The sequence below is a fragment of the Bacillus sp. FSL K6-1012 genome, from assembly GCF_037964915.1.
GTDB lineage: Bacteria > Bacillota > Bacilli > Bacillales > Bacillaceae > Bacillus > Bacillus halotolerans.
The window spans coordinates 4,024,503-4,041,372 of record NZ_CP150175.1 but is presented as its reverse complement, the minus strand read 5'-3'; the positions used below and the strand labels follow the sequence as shown (position 1 = coordinate 4,041,372).

General features: G+C 44.6%; 15 protein-coding genes, 3 pseudogenes and 2 riboswitches. Of the genes and pseudogenes, 7 read left to right on the top strand and 11 right to left on the bottom strand.

The annotated features are described in order from the left end of the window. Positions 1–48: 48 nt before the first annotated feature. The 7 genes and pseudogenes from NSS75_RS20935 to NSS75_RS20905 all read right to left on the bottom strand — a co-directional run bounded on the left by NSS75_RS20935 (position 49) and on the right by NSS75_RS20905 (position 5,211). On the bottom strand, positions 49–1,182 hold the full coding sequence (locus NSS75_RS20935; protein ID WP_326323547.1) for a 5-methyltetrahydropteroyltriglutamate--homocysteine S-methyltransferase: 1,134 nt from the start codon (positions 1,180–1,182) through the stop codon (positions 49–51). Between the two features lie 84 nt (positions 1,183–1,266). Then, a riboswitch (SAM riboswitch) is annotated at positions 1,267–1,373 on the bottom strand. Between the two features lie 66 nt (positions 1,374–1,439). Then, a complete protein-coding gene (locus NSS75_RS20930; RefSeq protein ID WP_326323548.1) occupies positions 1,440–1,643 on the bottom strand; it encodes a hypothetical protein in 204 nt (67 codons plus the stop codon). Between the two features lie 103 nt (positions 1,644–1,746). Further along, positions 1,747–2,025, bottom strand: a pseudogene (locus NSS75_RS20925) (hypothetical protein). A gap of 277 nt (positions 2,026–2,302) precedes the next feature. After that, positions 2,303–2,428 (bottom strand): hypothetical protein, encoded by a 126-nt coding sequence (locus NSS75_RS20920; protein WP_010332428.1) that lies wholly within the window; start codon positions 2,426–2,428, stop codon positions 2,303–2,305. Between the two features lie 107 nt (positions 2,429–2,535). Continuing rightward, complete coding sequence (gene pepT / locus NSS75_RS20915; protein ID WP_339234876.1) at positions 2,536–3,768, bottom strand: peptidase T; 1,233 nt, start codon at positions 3,766–3,768, stop codon at positions 2,536–2,538. 49 nt (positions 3,769–3,817) lie between these two features. Beyond that, positions 3,818–4,177 (bottom strand): annotated as a pseudogene (locus tag NSS75_RS20910) (response regulator transcription factor); the annotation flags it as partial. 155 nt (positions 4,178–4,332) lie between these two features. After that, positions 4,333–5,211 carry a LysR family transcriptional regulator gene (locus tag NSS75_RS20905; protein WP_339234873.1) on the bottom strand — a complete coding sequence of 293 codons (879 nt, stop codon included), beginning with the start codon at positions 5,209–5,211 and terminating at the stop codon, positions 4,333–4,335. A 128-nt stretch (positions 5,212–5,339) separates the two neighbouring features. Here NSS75_RS20905 and NSS75_RS20900 point away from each other — a divergent pair, with 128 nt between their 5' ends. Both NSS75_RS20900 and galE read left to right on the top strand, forming a co-directional pair. After that, on the top strand, positions 5,340–5,846 hold the full coding sequence (locus NSS75_RS20900; protein WP_101859742.1) for a YbhB/YbcL family Raf kinase inhibitor-like protein: 507 nt from the start codon (positions 5,340–5,342) through the stop codon (positions 5,844–5,846). A gap of 112 nt (positions 5,847–5,958) precedes the next feature. Then, positions 5,959–6,978 (top strand): UDP-glucose 4-epimerase GalE, encoded by a 1,020-nt coding sequence (gene galE / locus NSS75_RS20895; RefSeq protein ID WP_339234868.1) that lies wholly within the window; start codon positions 5,959–5,961, stop codon positions 6,976–6,978. Between the two features lie 74 nt (positions 6,979–7,052). Here galE and NSS75_RS20890 read toward each other — a convergent pair whose 3' ends face one another. Further along, positions 7,053–7,595, bottom strand: coding sequence for a DUF4352 domain-containing protein (locus NSS75_RS20890; protein WP_142367090.1), 543 nt, complete (start codon positions 7,593–7,595; stop codon positions 7,053–7,055). Positions 7,596–7,986: 391 nt separating this feature from the next. Continuing rightward, a riboswitch (guanidine-I (ykkC/yxkD leader) is annotated at positions 7,987–8,089 on the top strand. Between the two features lie 69 nt (positions 8,090–8,158). Between NSS75_RS20890 and NSS75_RS20885 the strand changes: the two genes are divergently transcribed. The 5 genes from NSS75_RS20885 (at position 8,159) to NSS75_RS20865 (ending at position 13,083) form a co-directional block, all read left to right on the top strand. Further along, positions 8,159–8,995, top strand: a complete 837-nt coding sequence (locus tag NSS75_RS20885) for a YitT family protein (RefSeq protein ID WP_003218811.1) — start codon at positions 8,159–8,161, stop codon at positions 8,993–8,995. 199 nt (positions 8,996–9,194) lie between these two features. Next, positions 9,195–10,088, top strand: a complete 894-nt coding sequence (locus NSS75_RS20880; protein ID WP_024123358.1) for a helix-turn-helix domain-containing protein — start codon at positions 9,195–9,197, stop codon at positions 10,086–10,088. Between the two features lie 119 nt (positions 10,089–10,207). After that, positions 10,208–11,305 (top strand): maltodextrin ABC transporter ATP-binding protein MsmX, encoded by a 1,098-nt coding sequence (gene msmX / locus NSS75_RS20875; RefSeq protein ID WP_024123357.1) that lies wholly within the window; start codon positions 10,208–10,210, stop codon positions 11,303–11,305. Positions 11,306–11,415: 110 nt separating this feature from the next. Continuing rightward, the gene (locus NSS75_RS20870) at positions 11,416–12,144 is read left to right on the top strand and encodes a zinc transporter (RefSeq protein WP_024123356.1); all 729 of its coding nucleotides are present in this window, start codon (positions 11,416–11,418) and stop codon (positions 12,142–12,144) included. Between the two features lie 99 nt (positions 12,145–12,243). After that, positions 12,244–13,083 (top strand): polysaccharide deacetylase family protein, encoded by an 840-nt coding sequence (locus tag NSS75_RS20865; RefSeq protein ID WP_268542429.1) that lies wholly within the window; start codon positions 12,244–12,246, stop codon positions 13,081–13,083. Positions 13,084–13,096: 13 nt separating this feature from the next. Here NSS75_RS20865 and NSS75_RS20860 read toward each other — a convergent pair. The 3 genes and pseudogenes from NSS75_RS20860 to cimH form a co-directional block, all read right to left on the bottom strand. Further along, a pseudogene (locus NSS75_RS20860) lies at positions 13,097–13,298 on the bottom strand (hypothetical protein). A gap of 57 nt (positions 13,299–13,355) precedes the next feature. Beyond that, a complete protein-coding gene (locus tag NSS75_RS20855) occupies positions 13,356–15,044 on the bottom strand; it encodes a M56 family metallopeptidase (RefSeq protein WP_339234856.1) in 1,689 nt (562 codons plus the stop codon). A 123-nt stretch (positions 15,045–15,167) separates the two neighbouring features. After that, positions 15,168–16,517 (bottom strand): citrate/malate transporter CimH, encoded by a 1,350-nt coding sequence (gene cimH / locus NSS75_RS20850; protein WP_339234853.1) that lies wholly within the window; start codon positions 16,515–16,517, stop codon positions 15,168–15,170. Between the last annotated feature and the right edge of the window lie 353 nt (positions 16,518–16,870).

The window sequence follows — 16,870 nt, the reverse complement described above, 5'->3', positions numbered from 1 at the left end:
CTGATAGTATCTATTATTCACACATTTCTCTTTTCTGTCAATGATAGATTATTTCCACACATCATTGGCAATGTCGACCACATGACGGAGCTTCGCCCACTGCTGCTCCTCAGTCAAAAGGTTTCCTTCTTCTGTTGAAGCGAAACCGCACTGCGGGCTCAAGCAAAGCTGATCTAAGCTGACAAAGCGCGCAGCTTCGCTGATTCGGCGTTTGACATCCTCTGGATCTTCAAGCTCCCCGTATTTGGATGTAATCAAGCCCAAGACAATTTGCAGATCCTTGCGTTTCACGAAACGGAGCGGATCAAAATTTCCGGAGCGGTCATCATCGTATTCCAAGAACAGGCCGTCCAGGTTTAAACCGTCCAAAATCGTTTCCGCTACAGCGTCGTAGCCTCCAGATGCCGCCCAAGTTGAACGGAAGTTGCCGCGGCAAATGTGCATCGTGACCGTTAAGTCGTCAGGACGGTCCGCCACTGCATCGTTAATCGTTTTGGCAAACAACGCAGGCAATGTTTCCGGATCACCGCCGAGGGCTCGGACAACCTCTCTGCCTTTTTCTTCAAAGAAGAGAGACCATGACGTATCATCGAGCTGAAGATAGCGGCAGCCCACATCATAGAAAGCGTTAATCGCTTTTTTGTACGCCTGGGCCAGATCATGAAAATATTCCTCCTGATCGGGATATACGCCTTGATCAGCTTTTTCACCGAAAAACAGCATATTCGGACTTGGAATTGTCAGTTTTGCTGTCGCATCTCCGGCAATGCTGTGTAAAAATTGATAATCGGCAAGCGCCGGATGGCTGGTGAAATCCAGTTTTCCCGTCACCTTAATGCTGCGGGCTTTTGTTTTCGCGTTATGGAACTGAATTCCTTCAGCCGGGATGAACGGTTCCACTCCGTCGAGCCCTTCCAGGAAATCGTAATGCCACCACGAACGGCGGAACTCTCCGTCGGTTACAACGTTTAGGCCGATTTCCTTTTGCTTTTCGACAATGCGGGTGATTTCTTTATTTTCAATATCACGAAGCTGTTCTGCCGTGATCTCGCCGGCCGCTTGTTTTTGCCGCGCCTCTTTTACTGGGGCGGATCGTAATAAACTGCCGACATGATCGGCGCGGAAAGGGGCTTTCTTTTGTTTTTCTGATTTCTGTGCTGCAAGGTTTACTTGTTGAGCCATATCATTCGCCTCTTTTCTAAAATGTTTGCTGCATGAAAAAAGCTCTTCCTTTGTGTAAGGAAGAGCTTGAACGATCAAATCTCTGCCTCATCTGCAAGAACGCGATGTTCTTAAGGATTTAGCACCATTCTGTGTAAAACAGCGGTTGCCGGGTATCATAGGGCCAGTCCCTCCACCTCTCTTGATAAGGTAAATCTTCTTATTGGATTTTCAATTATCTTAATATTAGTATTTTTGCATGAATTGTCAACAGTTTTTTAGCAAATTGACTTATCTTCACCGTCATACAATACCATATCCAGCACAATCGTGATGGCTGTGCAAATCAGCATATCTTCCTCATGTCCAATCTGCAGACGATACGTATCACCCCAGCTGAGCCGCTTTTTGCTGACAGACATCCGCACATTCTGGCTGTAAATGTGAAAAGCATCTTTAAACGAAAAGATCCGTTGTTTCATCAATCATTCGATCATTACTGAAGTCTCCTTTTGTTTGGATAGGTTCCAGGAATAACGAAAAGGCTGCATGTATCTGCAGCCTTTTCATTTTATATGGTATGTCTTAGGAAAGATGCATCCGGCGTTTTTGGCGGATGGCGTCAAGGTCGATTAGGTTATTATGATGAGGAACGGGTGCAGGAAGAGGGCTTGTCTTTTGCGGTTTTCGTCTATTGTCTTTGCTGAATGAAAAGAGAAGATAGCCACATAATGCGATGATAATAAATAGGATCATTTTACATACCTCCCAAAAAAAGTTTTGGTATTCTCTATTGTACGGATAAAACGTCTAAAAGTATTCAAAAAATTCTAAATCAACTAATAATAAATGCGTATCCCTCAAAAATCCTTTTCTCCGATGACCTGAAAATAGTCTTGCATTAAGCCGGTGTTTTTCCTTTTGATTGGTTCTATAGTTACTATCGACGTTAAAATGAATTCCTTTATATAACTTTTAACCTAAATTTCTGTAATTCAAATTAACTATATATGGATAATGTGTTCTTCTTTGTTTGATGTATACCCTATTTTGAGGAATTGAACACAAAAAACCCAAATTACGGAGCATTTGGGCGGAAAATTGGAATGGTTGGCTGATTTGAGGGGAGTCCGGCGAAGGGTCAGAAAAAGCGTTTGAACATTCTTCTTATTTTTTTAAATGGGTTTGATCGTTTTGTTTGCATTTTGAGCGGGCGGGAAATCATCCATTTTTTGAACAGGCTTTTTGCGGCAATTGTGTTCTTCATCTTTGCATTTCCTCCTCATCCGTTGATAGTTGTTTTACGGACAGAGCTTTTAAAATGTTTCATTTTCACGCAAAAAAACCAGTCCTTTTTTGGACTGGTTTCTCAGCTTACGCCTGTTCTTCAAACAGCTTTGCAATCTCAACGATGACATTTACGGCTTTGACCATGTTGTCGGCTGAGATGTATTCAAATTTGCCGTGGAAGTTTTCCCCGCCGGTAAAGATGTTCGGCGTTGGGAGTCCCATATAGGAAAGCTGCGAACCGTCCGTGCCGCCGCGGATCGGAGAGATTTTCGGTTCGATGCCGAGGTTTTCCATCGCTTGTTTGGCAATGTTGACGATTTCGATGACAGGCTCAATTTTTTCTCTCATGTTGTAGTATTGATCGTTCATATCAAGCTGAATGCGATTTTGTCCGTATTCGTTCTGGAGCTCTTCAACGATGCGCTGCATAGTTTCTTTTCTGTTTTGGAAGATGTTTTTGTCAAAGTCTCTGATAATGTAGTGGAGTTTGGTCTCTTCTACATCTCCCTGAATGGAAAGCAGGTGATAGAAGCCTTCGTAGCCCTCTGTATACTCAGGTGCCTCATCTGCCGGCAGCATGCTGTTCAGCTTCATTGCGATCTTCGCAGAGTTGACCATTTTGCCCTTTGCCGTGCCGGGATGTACATTGTTGCCTTTGATCGTGATTTTCGCCGCGGCAGCATTGAAGCTTTCATATTCAAGCTCACCGAGCGGGCCGCCGTCAACGGTATAGGCAAAGGAGGCATTGAATCGCCCAACATCAAATTTGCGCGGGCCTCTGCCGATTTCTTCATCAGGTGTAAATGCAACTCTGATGGTGCCGTGCTTGATTTCAGGATGTTTGATGAGATAATCCATGGCTGTCATGATTTCGGCGATGCCAGCCTTATTGTCAGCGCCGAGAAGGGTTGTACCGTCTGTGGTGATCAGGGTGTGGCCTTTGTAGCCCGACAGTTCAGGGAATTGATCAGGCGATAGGATGACCTGCAGCTTTTCGTTGAGCGTGATGTCTTTTCCATCGTAGCTTTCAACGATTTGCGGATTCACATTTTTGCCGGTAAAGTCTGTGGCGGTGTCGACGTGGGCGAGAAAGCCGATCGTCGGCACGTCTTTGTCAGTATTGGAAGGAAGGGTTGCCATGACATAGCCGTTTTCATCAATGGCTGCGTCTTCCATGCCGATTGACTTTAATTCCTCAACAAGCATGTTTCCTAACGTCAATTGGCCGGGTGTGGAAGGGCAGGTGTCGACTGATTCATCGGACTGCGTGTCGACTTTTACGTATGTAGTAAACCGTTCAATGATGTCTTGTTTCATTTCCAATCATCTCCTTTGTTTTATTCTACCATGCCGGGATGAGAGATATCTATTTCACAATGCCGTTTCGAATGGCAAAAACGACTGCCTGAGTCCGGTCTTGGGCATTGCATTTTTGCAGAATTCGATGCACGTGGGTTTTGACGGTGCTTTCACTGACAAAAAGCTTGTCGGCAATATCCTCATTTCTCAAGCCATAGGCCATTTGCTGAAGAACCTCAAGCTCTCTTTTGGTAAATGGCTCTGCCAGCTCTTCAGCATGAGGCTGTTGCTTTGCGCGGAATGTCTCAGTGATGATTTTAGCGGCTGTGACTGTGCGGAAAATCGCTTTGCCTCTGAAGGCAGCCCGAATGGCGTCTATCAGTTCTTCAGGAAGCGTGTCCTTCAGCAGGTAACCGACTGCGCCTGCAGTTTCCCGGGCTTTACAGTTCTTTCCCGGTACATCGATAAGATAATAAGTATAAATACAATAAAAAAATATGGGCTCATCGCCATATCATCAAATCCTTTCTGCCATAAGTATAACGATTCTAGGAAAAGAAAACGTCAACCGGCAGATTGATTTTAGACCTGTTCGGACTGCATGAAGTCCTGCAGCATGGCGTGAAAATGCTGAATGTCCTCACTATTTCTTTTCCACATCATAAATGTCCGGGACGCCGGCAATTCAAGATGCGGCGGCGTGTTTACAGCCATCAGCTTTTTTTCGTCTTCTTCCTGTTTGATGATGTAGGTGGGGAGGAAAGAGGCACCCATTCCCGCTTTTATCATATGAACAGCCGTATCAGTCTGCCCGACAGCCATCGTTTGAAGATGCGGGTAATGTGAACGGATCCGGTCTGAAAAGGCATCCCCATATGACGGATGATCATGCGTAAGCAGCCGATAGCGGCTAAAGACAGATGCAGCATCCGCAGGCCTGCTTTCTTGGAAAGGAGCAGCCAGACACAGCGTGCCTTCGCATATGTGCTGATAATAAAGAGTGCCGGAGTTCGGGTCTTTTCGCGACAAACCAATATCAGCTTCATTGTGTTCCACCGCTAGTTTGATATCTTCAGATTCAGCTACATGAGTTGAAAGCTCGATATGCGGGTGTTTTTGGATATAGGCGGGCAGAAAGCGAGGCAATATATAGGACGCGATGTAGGGGTGTACGGCCAGTGTAAGTGCCCGGCTGTACCCCTGCTTCCATTGGCTGACTTTGTGCTTTCCGGCTTGGTATGCATTGATCATTTCTTTGGCATAAGGCAAAAACAGCCTGCCTTCGTCAGTCAGGACAACTCTTCTTCCGCTATGCAAAAATAGCTGCATGTCCAGTTCATCTTCCAATTTCCTCATATGTTGAGAAACAGCCGGTTGTGTGAGATAAAGACGCTCAGCCGTCTCCCTGAAGTTTTCTGATTCTGCTGCGGCAATAAAGGTTTGCAGCCATTTTAAATCCATGAAATACCTCCTTCATTGCAAGTAATTGATAACAAATTGTTAAGTGAAAATGCGTATTTCCTTATCTCTGATTATACTTCCATTCGTTTAGTATACTATAGAACGAAAAAATGGAGAGAGGGAACCACATGAACATATACGTAGAAGCAAATCCATATTTACATGACAAGTACTCAAAATACGCAGAAGAAAAATGGAAGAGGGAGGGGAATCCATTTGTATCCTTTCCGATTCGTTTTGAGGACATCCCGCCTGGCGCAAAGACACTCGCACTGACTTTCATCGATCATGACGCCATTCCCGTATGCGGATTCAGCTGGATTCACTGGGTAGCGGCGAACATTCCGGCGCACATCGGAGAGCTTCCTGAACATGCGAGCGAGGAAAGACAGGACTTGATGGTACAAGGGCAAAACAGCTTTGCTTCACCGCTTGCGGGAAGCATCAATCCAAAGGTGATTCATCAGTATTGCGGGCCGACGCCGCCTGACGAGGATCATACATATACGCTGACGGTTTATGCTTTAGATACTGAGCTGAATCTTCAGACGGGCTTTTATATGAACCAGCTCTATAAAAAAATGAAAGGGCATATTCTCGCTGAAAGATCTATCAAATTAATCGCAAGGGTTTAAGATGAAATATGAAAAAACCATTAATAAACGATTAAACTTCTTAAAAATGGATGTAGCCCGGTTCTAAACACTATATAATAAAATCAGGTCATTTTTTAGGAGGGTTTACATCATGGCAATACTTGTTACAGGCGGCGCCGGATACATCGGAAGCCACACATGTGTGGAGTTATTGAACAGCGGCTATGAGATTGTCGTTCTTGATAATTTGTCCAATAGTTCAGCTGAGGCGCTGAATCGTGTCAAAGAGATTACAGGAAAAGAGTTAACGTTCTATGAAGCGGATCTATTGGATCGGGAAGCGGTAGATTCGGTTTTTGCAGAAAACGAGATTGAGGCTGTGATTCATTTTGCGGGGTTAAAAGCAGTCGGTGAGTCTGTTGCGATTCCGCTCAAATATTACCATAACAATCTCACGGGAACCTTTATTTTATGTGAAATCATGGAGAAATACGGCGTTAAGAAAATCGTATTCAGTTCTTCCGCAACGGTATACGGCGTACCGGAAACATCACCGATTACGGAAGACTTTCCATTAGGTGCAACAAACCCTTATGGACAGACGAAGCTAATGCTTGAACAAATTTTGCGTGATGTGCATACGGCTGACAATCAGTGGAGCATTGCCCTGCTGCGCTACTTTAATCCATTCGGCGCGCATCCGAGCGGACGAATCGGTGAAGATCCGAACGGCATTCCAAATAACCTGATGCCATATGTGGCGCAGGTAGCCGTCGGCAAGCTGGAGCAGTTAAGCGTATTCGGAAATGATTATCCGACCAAAGACGGGACAGGCGTACGCGATTATATTCATGTCGTCGATCTCGCAGAAGGCCACGTCAAGGCGCTGGAAAAAGTATTGAACTCCACCGGAGCTGATGCATACAACCTCGGAACAGGCACGGGCTACAGTGTGCTTGAAATGGTCAAAGCCTTTGAAAAAGTATCAGGGAAAGAGGTTCCGTATCAATTTGCGGACCGCCGCCCCGGAGACATTGCAACCTGCTTCGCAGATCCTGCAAAAGCCAAGAGGGAACTGGGCTGGGAAGCAAAAAGAGGCCTTGAAAAAATGTGTGCCGATTCTTGGAGATGGCAGTCTTCGAATGTGAATGGGTACAAGAGTATGGAATAAGAATGGAGGCCTTCTCTGTTGAGAAGGCCTTTTTTAGAGAAAAAGGGTGCCTGTTAAGGCACCCTTGTCTGCTATTATTTGATTTTCACAATTACATCATTGCTGAATTTGAGTTTCCAAGTTCCTTTTGCATAAGCTTCCTTGTCGACTTCAAAAGCTTTCACATCTGTTACTTTAATATTAGGATTTAGATCACTCAATATTTTAGAGTTATCAACTTTTGTCTCAGTTGCATAGGTTGAAGAAGCATCAATATCAGAATCATAAGAAGTGCCATCACCATCAACTAATTTAACAGTTGGAATTGAAAAAGAACTTATCGGCTTTTTGGATACGTTTTTAATTGTATATTGAACAGCTACAATAGTACCTCCATCAGATGCTTTCTTTTCAATATATTGAGTGCCAACAGAATCTCTGTCTTCTACTTTTGTAACTGTCACTTCAGTTTTCTCAGTCTTAACAGTATCACCGATATTGTATGTTTTTTCAGTTTCAGCTTTGCTGCTGCTTGATGTTTTGGAAGTGGCTTCTGAATCGCCTCCGCCGCCAATAACATTACCGATAATAATGATGACAACAACTGCCAGAATAAACGTAATAATTTTATGTCTCATAAAAAAGTTACGCTGATCCTTACCACAGTTAGGACATTTTTTTACACCTTTTGCAATTTCTTGACCGCAAGCTTTACAAGGGACTAGTTTTCCTGCCATTATATTTCCTCCTATGTAATTAAATACACAAAACATATGTACTATAATGCCTATATTATTTCACTTAGTCAATACAAAATTATGAATTTATTATATTATTTATCATTGTTAGTTATATTTTCTTATGAAAATACATGCTTATTTTCTTATCGTCTCTATCATTCATATGTTAATAGCTAATTTGTATTTTCTTGAATTTTAACTTGCACTTAAATCTCAGCAAATACCCCTTGAACCTATTTGCTCAGTCCCTTATAATGCTAATATTGGAAAGTGAAAAGGATATGCTAAAACATTGGTTTTCTAGGGTTCCGCAATGCATATTGGCCTGTGACCGAGAGAAAACACATAACAGTCTGGCTGTTATGACACGGTGGGATAAAAGCCCAGGAGTTTCTGCTCTTTTGCGAGAGCGTACTCCTGGGTTTTTTTGTTGATACTATCTGAAGAAGGAGTGTTCTGTGATGAAAAAGAAAATGCTTGATGTGCTGATGCTTGTGATTGGCGCTTTTTTCTTCGCGCTTGCTGTGAATTTATTCGCGATTCCCAATGATCTTGGGGAAGGCGGCGTTACGGGGATTACGCTGATTTTGTATTATGTGTTTCAATGGTCTCCCGGGGTGACAAACTTTATATTAAACGCTTTTCTGCTATTGATCGGATATAAATTTCTCGACGGGAAAACCACGGTTTATACGATTATCGCCGTGGCAGCAAACTCGCTTTTTCTGCATCTGACACACGGGTGGAGCACACCGTCTGATGAGCTGATCATTAACACGATTTTCGCAGGGGTGTTTGCGGGTGTCGGGATCGGCATGATCATTCGGGTCGGCGGCACAACAGCCGGTTCCGCCATTCTGGCCAGAATTGCCAATAAATATTTAGATTGGAATATCAGTTACGCCCTGCTCTTTTTTGATTTAATTGTTGTCTTCAGCTCTTATTTTATTATTGGTGCGGAAAAAATGATGTTTACGATTGTGATGCTGTATATCGGAACAAAAGTGATGGACTTCATTATTGAAGGATTGAATACGAAAAAAGCGATTACTGTCATATCGGAAAATAAAGGTGAAATTGCCGAGCAGGTTAATACGCTGATGGACCGGGGCGTCACCATTTTATCAGGAAAGGGAAATTATACGGGCGAGTCAAAAGAGATTTTGTATATTGTCATTAACAAACAGGAGCTTTCTATGCTGAAGAAAATCATCAGAAGCTGTGACAAAAAAGCGTTTGTGATCGTTCATGATGTGCGCGATGTGTTTGGTGAAGGGTTTGTGGATATTTCAAAATAAGGAGGTCCCTCTGCGCAGACGCAGAGGGATCTATTTGTTTAGAACCATTGCTTCTGTATCGCGTTTCAGTTCATGCATATCCTCTTAATTGCCGTTGCTGTAAACGAAAGAGGGCCATCTAATACGAAAAGAAGCTGGAGAACATGTGCATTTCGCCTTATACTGAAAATACATATCCTTACATAGGAGAGGAGACCATATGAAGTCGCTGCTGGCTATTTATCCCGGTTCGATTGTGTCTGACAAGCTTTGTACAAAGGAAGACTGCTTATGTTTTTTTGATGAAAACAGTCAGAGATATATCTCGATCCCAAAAACGGAGATCAGCCAAAAGGAGACATTGCTGCTCCAGTCATTTTTAACGTTAGCGGAAGAGGCGGATCACATGTCTCTCAAATCGCCGGAAGAAAACAGGTGGTTTGCGTTTCTATTCTCGAAAGGAGAAGTGCCGCCGAATATCAAGAAGAGGACAAGGTTCATTCATTTTCATTTGATCGGCAAAACTGAACGGGCATCATTTGCGGAAGCGATGCGCCACTTTTGGCCGGTGTCTTTTGTGATCGTTTGGATGCATGAGGACAGAGGCGTGATTGTCGAGCAGGAAAGTGAAGCGGCAGCGGGGAAAGACGAACTGGAGTCGCTCGCAAGGGTTCTTGAAAGTGATTTCTACTTCAGTGTCCGTTTTTACGCCGGAAGGTTTTATGAAACGGATGAGCGCTTACGGAAACATTATGCCCGTGAACAAACGTATTTTCTATTTGCTGAAAAGCGGCTGCCGCAGGTTCAGCGTGTGACGTTTGATATCATGTTCCCTTTTTTATTATTGGAGGAAGAAAAGGAACAGCTGAAATCACTGCTTAGTGAAGAAGCCGAGCTATTATTTGAAAATGAACCTGAGCTGAGAAAAACAATCAAGCTGTTTATTGAAAACAACTCAAACGTGACATTAACAGCGAAAAAACTGCATCTGCACCGCAACAGCCTGCAGTACCGGATTGATAAATTTATCGAGCGGTCAGGAATAGACATTAAAACGTATACAGGCGCTCTGCTTGCGTATTTTATCTGCCTGCAAAGCGAAGGTTCAGAATAAACTGGAAATATGCACGAAAACGGCCGTGTGATTTTATGAATGCTGCCCATTTCAGTGTCGGATAAATGCTGATACACTTGATTAAAGAAAGCGTTTACAATACTAAAGGGGGATGTTAGATGGCTGAATTGCGGATGGAGCACATTTATAAATATTATGATCAGAAGGAAGCGGCGGTAGACGACTTTAATCTTCACATTGCGGATAAGGAATTTATCGTATTTGTCGGCCCGTCCGGCTGCGGAAAATCAACGACACTGCGGATGGTCGCAGGACTTGAGGAAATTTCGAAAGGCGATTTTTATATTGAAGGAAAACGGGTAAATGATGTGGCGCCAAAGGACAGGGATATCGCGATGGTGTTCCAAAACTACGCGCTCTATCCGCATATGACGGTATACGATAATATCGCATTCGGGCTGAAGCTTCGCAAAATGCCGAAGCCTGAAATCAAAAAAAGAGTGGAGGAAGCCGCTAAAATTCTCGGATTGGAAGAATATTTGCACCGCAAACCTAAAGCGCTCTCAGGCGGGCAGAGACAGCGGGTTGCGCTGGGAAGAGCGATCGTTCGGGATGCAAAGGTATTCTTGATGGATGAGCCTTTGTCGAACCTGGATGCAAAGCTTCGGGTGCAAATGAGAGCGGAAATTATTAAACTCCACCAGAGACTGCAAACCACTACGATTTATGTCACGCATGATCAGACAGAAGCATTGACGATGGCGACTCGGATTGTGGTCATGAAGGACGGCAAAATCCAGCAGATCGGGACGCCGAAGGATGTATACGAATTCCCTGAAAATGTATTCGTTGGCGGTTTTATCGGGTCACCAGCGATGAACTTTTTCAAAGGGAAGCTGTCTGACGGCACAATCAAAATCGGTACTTCCGTGTTGAGTGTGCCGGAGGGGAAAATGAAGGTGCTTAGGGAAAAAGGCTACATTGGCAAAGAGGTCATTTTCGGCATCCGCCCTGAGGATATTCATGATGAATTGATTGTCGTGGAATCGTATAAGAGCTCTTCAATTAAAGCGAAAATCAATGTTGCGGAGCTGCTGGGGTCAGAGATCATGATTTATTCGCAAATCGATAACCAGGATTTTATTGCGAGGATCGACGCCCGTCTCGATATTCAGTCAGGTGATGAGCTGACAGTTGCGTTTGATATGAATAAAGGCCATTTCTTTGACAGTGAAACTGAAATCAGAATCCGTTAAGCTGGAGAACCGGACATGGTGCGATGTCCGGTTTTTTGCATTCCCTCTCTATCTCAAGGTTTACAGCAAAAACCGCGGCGGGTAGTGGTTTGTAGAAAGGAGAGATAGAAATGTGGAATGCGGCGATGTGGGGCGGGATTTCCGGCTCTGCTGTTTTGCTGGGTGCGCTGGCGTCTATGTTTCTCCCGATTCGCAAGCGTATCATCGGTTATATCATGGCTTTTGGCACAGGGGTATTAATCGGCGCTGCCGCCTATGAACTTCTTGAGGACGCGGTGAAGAATGGCGGAATTGTCTCGACAGGAGCCGGATTTATAGCAGGCGCTGTCGTGTTTACCCTTTTTGATTACGCGGTTTCGAAAAGAGGCGCGTCTCAAAGAAAAAGATCGGGACAAGCAGCTGCAGGCAGCGGGGGGATCGCGATTTTTATCGGCACCATCATGGATGCTGTCCCCGAATCTATTATGATTGGAGCCAGCCTTCTTGAAAAACAATCTGTCAGCTTCCTTTTGGTGATTGCGATTTTTATCAGCAATATACCTGAAGGGCTGTCCAGCACGGCCGGCATGAAGAACAGCGGATATTCAAAGGCGAAAATCTTGCTGCTTTGGGCGGCGGTACTGATGATTTCTATATTTGCCTCATGGTCAGGATATTACTTCCTCGATGGCGCTCCTGAGGAGATGATGTCGGCAATCGCCGCTTTTGCGGGCGGAGGCATCATCGCAATGATTGCATCCACGATGATGCCCGAAGCGTATGAAGACAGCGGTCCGATGACAGGGTTAATTGCTGCTCTTGGTCTTTTAACGTCTTTGATTTTGAATCAGTTTTCCTAATCTGCACCGGACATGGCTACATGTCTGGTTTTTTCACTTGAAAATTCCGCAAATCAACCGATGAAAAGAAGGAAGAAATAGACAGAAAGCAGGAAAACGATGAAACGTTTTATCTTAAGCAGTTTTCTTTTGGCTAGTTGTTTGACTCTTGCCGCTTGCGCTGAAAAAGAAGCAATCGCAGAGCAGCAGATGCCAAAAGCGGAACAAAAGAAACCGGAAGAAAAGACAATACATGTGCAAAAAAAAGAAGATGATACATCCGCATGGATCAAAACAGAGAAACCGGCAAAGCTGCCGATTTTGATGTACCACAGCATCTCTTCAGGCAACAGTCTCCGTGTGCCAAAGGAAGAATTTGAGGCACATATGAAATGGCTGCACGATAACGGCTACCAGACATTAACTCCAAAAGAGGCGTATCTCATGCTGACTCATGACAAGAAGCCGAGTGAGAAATGTGTGCTGATCACGTTTGATGACGGATACACCGATAATTACAAAGACGCGTATCCGGTATTAAAGAAGTATGGCATGAAGGCGACGATTTTTATGATCGGCAAATCGATTGGACATAAACATCATCTGACAGAGGATCAAATGAAGGAAATGTCACAGCATGGCATATCGATTGAAAGCCATACGATTGACCACCTTGAGCTGAACGGTTTAACGCCAGAGCAGCAGCATAGCGAAATGGCAGATTCAAAAAAGCTGTTTGACAGGATGTTCGATCAGCAAACCGCCATCATCAGCTATCCGGTTGGGCGCTACAACGAAGATACCCTGAAGGCCGCTGAAAAAACCGGTTATCAAATGGGAGTGACGACTGAACCGGGAGCAGCCTCCAGAGATCAGGGGATGTACGCCCTCCATCGCGTACGTGTATCCCCGGGGATGTCAGGGGCGTCATTTGGCGCGTACATCGAGTCGATGAAATAAAAAATGGCGGCGATTAATCGCCGCCGCCCCCTCCGCCGTCAGCCGGAATCCCCAAAGCCTCCGTCACTGCCGCATCCATCATGGCGGGAATCGCCATCGGAAAATCCGAAAAAACCGCTGTCCGCCCACTGGCGTCCTTTGTTTACTGAAGCGGTTGATCGAGCCGATTGATAAATGACGATCATACCGAAGATCAAAGCGATAAGAATCACAATCATATGGCGTCCCCCTTTAAACAGTTATTTTTCATACGTTTTGAAGCCTGAAAAGTTTCATTTAAGGGAGATGGATTCTTTCAGCCGATCTCTCAGCCAGCGCTTGACCATGCCGTGTCCTTTGTTTGAAAGCAATGCGCTGACACGCCAATACATAGGCGGATGAGGAGAAAACTGAAAATCTATGATTCTGAAAAGCCAGCTGTTATCCCGGATGAGAGAGTTCACCTTAACTTCGTCTTCATCTATATCAGAGCAGTAGGTGTTTTGTTTCTGCAGATCTTCATCCTGGCGAACCGCCAGAATCTTTAAGGATTCGGCCATCTGCCTGTATCCGCCCTCCAGCAATGAAGCGCCAATGTGATCGGCGCGGACCTCCATCCATTGGGAACAAAATGACTGATAAAGCTGAAATAGAATGATGATTCCCATGATCAGCGCCCAAAGTGCAATTTTGTAAGCGCCGGGGTGAGCGATGTAACGCTCAAGTAAAAGAATGATCCCGATGACTGCCCCAAGGTATAAAAAGCGCAACAGCTGCATGGACAGCACATCACGTTTTTTAATATGAACAGCTTCATGAGCAAGAATACCCTCAATGACATGCGGCGGAAGGGTTAATGTAGCGCTTGTCAGAATCACCATTGATCTTCCTACATTCATTCCGACTGCCATGCCGTTGTATTCATCGCTATCCGTTTCGTATATCTCCACATGCGAAATGCCTGCTTTTCTAAAAATCTTATCTGCAGCTGCCTGAACGTCTGAATTCAGACAAGGCCTGGCATCCATTGCCGTCCGCAGCACCCGGTCAGATAGATACATATTCAAAACCCAGTACAACATCACGGCACCAGCCATGACCCAAGGGGAGGCGTGTAAGGCATATAAACCGAGCACCAATATGGCGTAAGCAGATATCCCTTTTACGCTTACGGCAAAATAAAATTTACCTAAAAGCCGTTTCACATTTTTTCGATGATAAATCGGCAGGACAGTAATAACCGTTTCCTCTTTGGTTTCGGAATCTAGAAATTCCCCGAGAATTGCTTTCCACTTTTCAGGATCTTTTACGGTCAGAAACAGCGTTTCTCCGGGAAGAGAGAGCCTTATGACTTGCTGAAAGCTTGTTGTCATATCGAGCCGGGACGAATACATGGTCAAAAGCGGATGAAGCTTTAATAAATCTGCCGTCGATTCAAGCCGGATGTCTTTCAGGTCTGAAAGCGGGTAGGTGCGGCTTTCATATCGTGAACTGATATGCCATGTTTCTAAAGACGATGAATAAAAGACTTTTACACTTAGAAAATTTAATATGCGTTTTACCAGTGCCGCGCCGCCCGAGATGAAACCGAACAGAATTACATATTTTAGAACACTGGTGTCAGGCCCGTAAATGAAGAAAACAATAGCGCCCGCAAACACAATGACAGTCAGAGCAATGTCTGAGAGGAGGCGTGTGTGGTCTCTTGCAAGCTCAATTTCCTGCCAATCGCCTGATGGTTTTTCAACACGGCTGGGCACAGTCAGATCCAATGCGGTCCAGTAGCTGGTGAACATCAATGCCAGAGAGACGATGCCATCTAAGAAAGGCTGTTGAGAGAAGATAAAGCTAGCAGCACCGATCCAAAGAACAATATCAATCCAGAGTTCTAATGCCGGAAGAAGCTTTGCTGCAAGGGCTGATATCAGCTGAATGCCCAGCCCGAGAATGATAAAGAGAAAAAGACTGGTTCCCATAGGCATGCTAGAGTCCTTTCTATCGTAATCTTTCCAACTATTACTATAGCATGCGGCAGGAACTTGTAAAAACACGGAAATGCAAAAAAGCAAGCTCTTTCGTTATACGAAGAACTTGCTTGCAGCGTATCAATAAAACTGGTGTAACAGCAATAAGGTCAAGGACACTGTGATGGCCCCGCCGATTCTAGTAGACACCTGGGCAAAAGGCATCAGCTCAAGCCTTTCAGCGGCACTTAATATCGCAACGTCACCGGTGCCTCCTTGTCCTGAATGGCACGCATTAATAATGGCTGTTTCGATTGGATACATGTTCAGCCATTTTCCTGTGAAAAAGCCGACCGTCATCATTGTGACTACGACAGACAGAATCGTAATGATATTGCTGAGATTAAAGGCGGCAACAAGCTTGTCCCACGGCGTCATAGACACGCCGATTGCAAAGAGCAGCGGATAGGTGACTGCCGTTGAAAAGAAGCGGGACACGCCAAACGCGCCGTTTTCAATTGAGGCAGGGACCAGTCTGAACAGCTTGATCAAAACAGCTAACAGCAGCATGGCAACAGGGGCCGGAAAACCGAAAAAATCGTGGGCGAGCATACCGACCAAATACAAGGAAACGGCAAGGATTCCGCCGGACGCAAACAGAGAAAGGTTGTACATGTGCTGGCCGTTTTGCGATTCCTCCAGCGCAGGTGAATCTTCTGAACGGTCAACTTTACCGTTGCCGGTCCATTCCGGTTTTTTCTTGCCGATTCTGTTGAGCAGGCCCGCTAAGATGATCGCACACAGGCTGCCGAGCATGATCGATGGAAGAACAAGTGCAAATGCTTCCCCTTGAGACATCGGCATGATATCGGAATAACCGATGGATAGAGGAATGGCGCCTTCTCCGACGCCGCCAGCCATAATAGGAATCACGACGTACAGAAGGGTGTGCTGAAATCCGAGGCCGAGCAATGTACCGACAGCCAGTCCCACAATAGCGGCCGCGACAGAACCGGCGATAAGCGGTATAAAAATTTTCATAAATGCTTTTACAAGTGTTTCTCTTTTCATGCCGAGGATGCTTCCGACAACAATTCCGGCAATAAACAAATAAAGAAAGTTTGAGTTTTCTGTAAATTCTGTGGTGGATTTGACAATATCATTTGGCAGCAGGTGATAGTAGACGACAGCAGATGGAATAAAAGTAGCAAGGATGGCCGGGCCGCCGATAGAGCGCACAATCGGTATCGATTTTCCGATTTGGGCAAAGGTAAATCCGAAAAACGCCATGACGGCAATGGATGTCAAGATGTCGCTTTTCACATCGTGATGCAATACAAAAATAGTAATTAATATAAACAGCAGGGCATATACAGGCAGCGGTATGATGCCTACTTTTATATTCATAGCTTTCGCAAACCAATTCTCTTTTCGAACCCCTTCGTGAATTGTATCCGTTTGCATTTGCAATTGAGTTTGAAGCTCTCCCATTGAAAAACCTCCCCTATTCTTGTTGCAGTGAAATTGTTCACTATGTTAAGTATACTAAAAAATTGAAATTATTAATATATTAAAAATTTACTATTCAAACTGTTTCATCTTTATGATTCAGATGAAAAGAGACGTTCTGACTAAATTCCGGATGTGCCGGAGTGCCGAGAAACGAGTGCTGATGCCGGTCAAGCATTTTATTCGCAAGGAGCGAGGCATTGATGTACGATAATAAAGGGTCATTTATCCTAGCAGCCGTCATAAATCAGCAACAAAATAGACAATAATCCGTCACATCGTGCGGGACTTTTTAGGTATTTCGGGCTTTATTTTTGAAGCAGATCGTTGTAAAG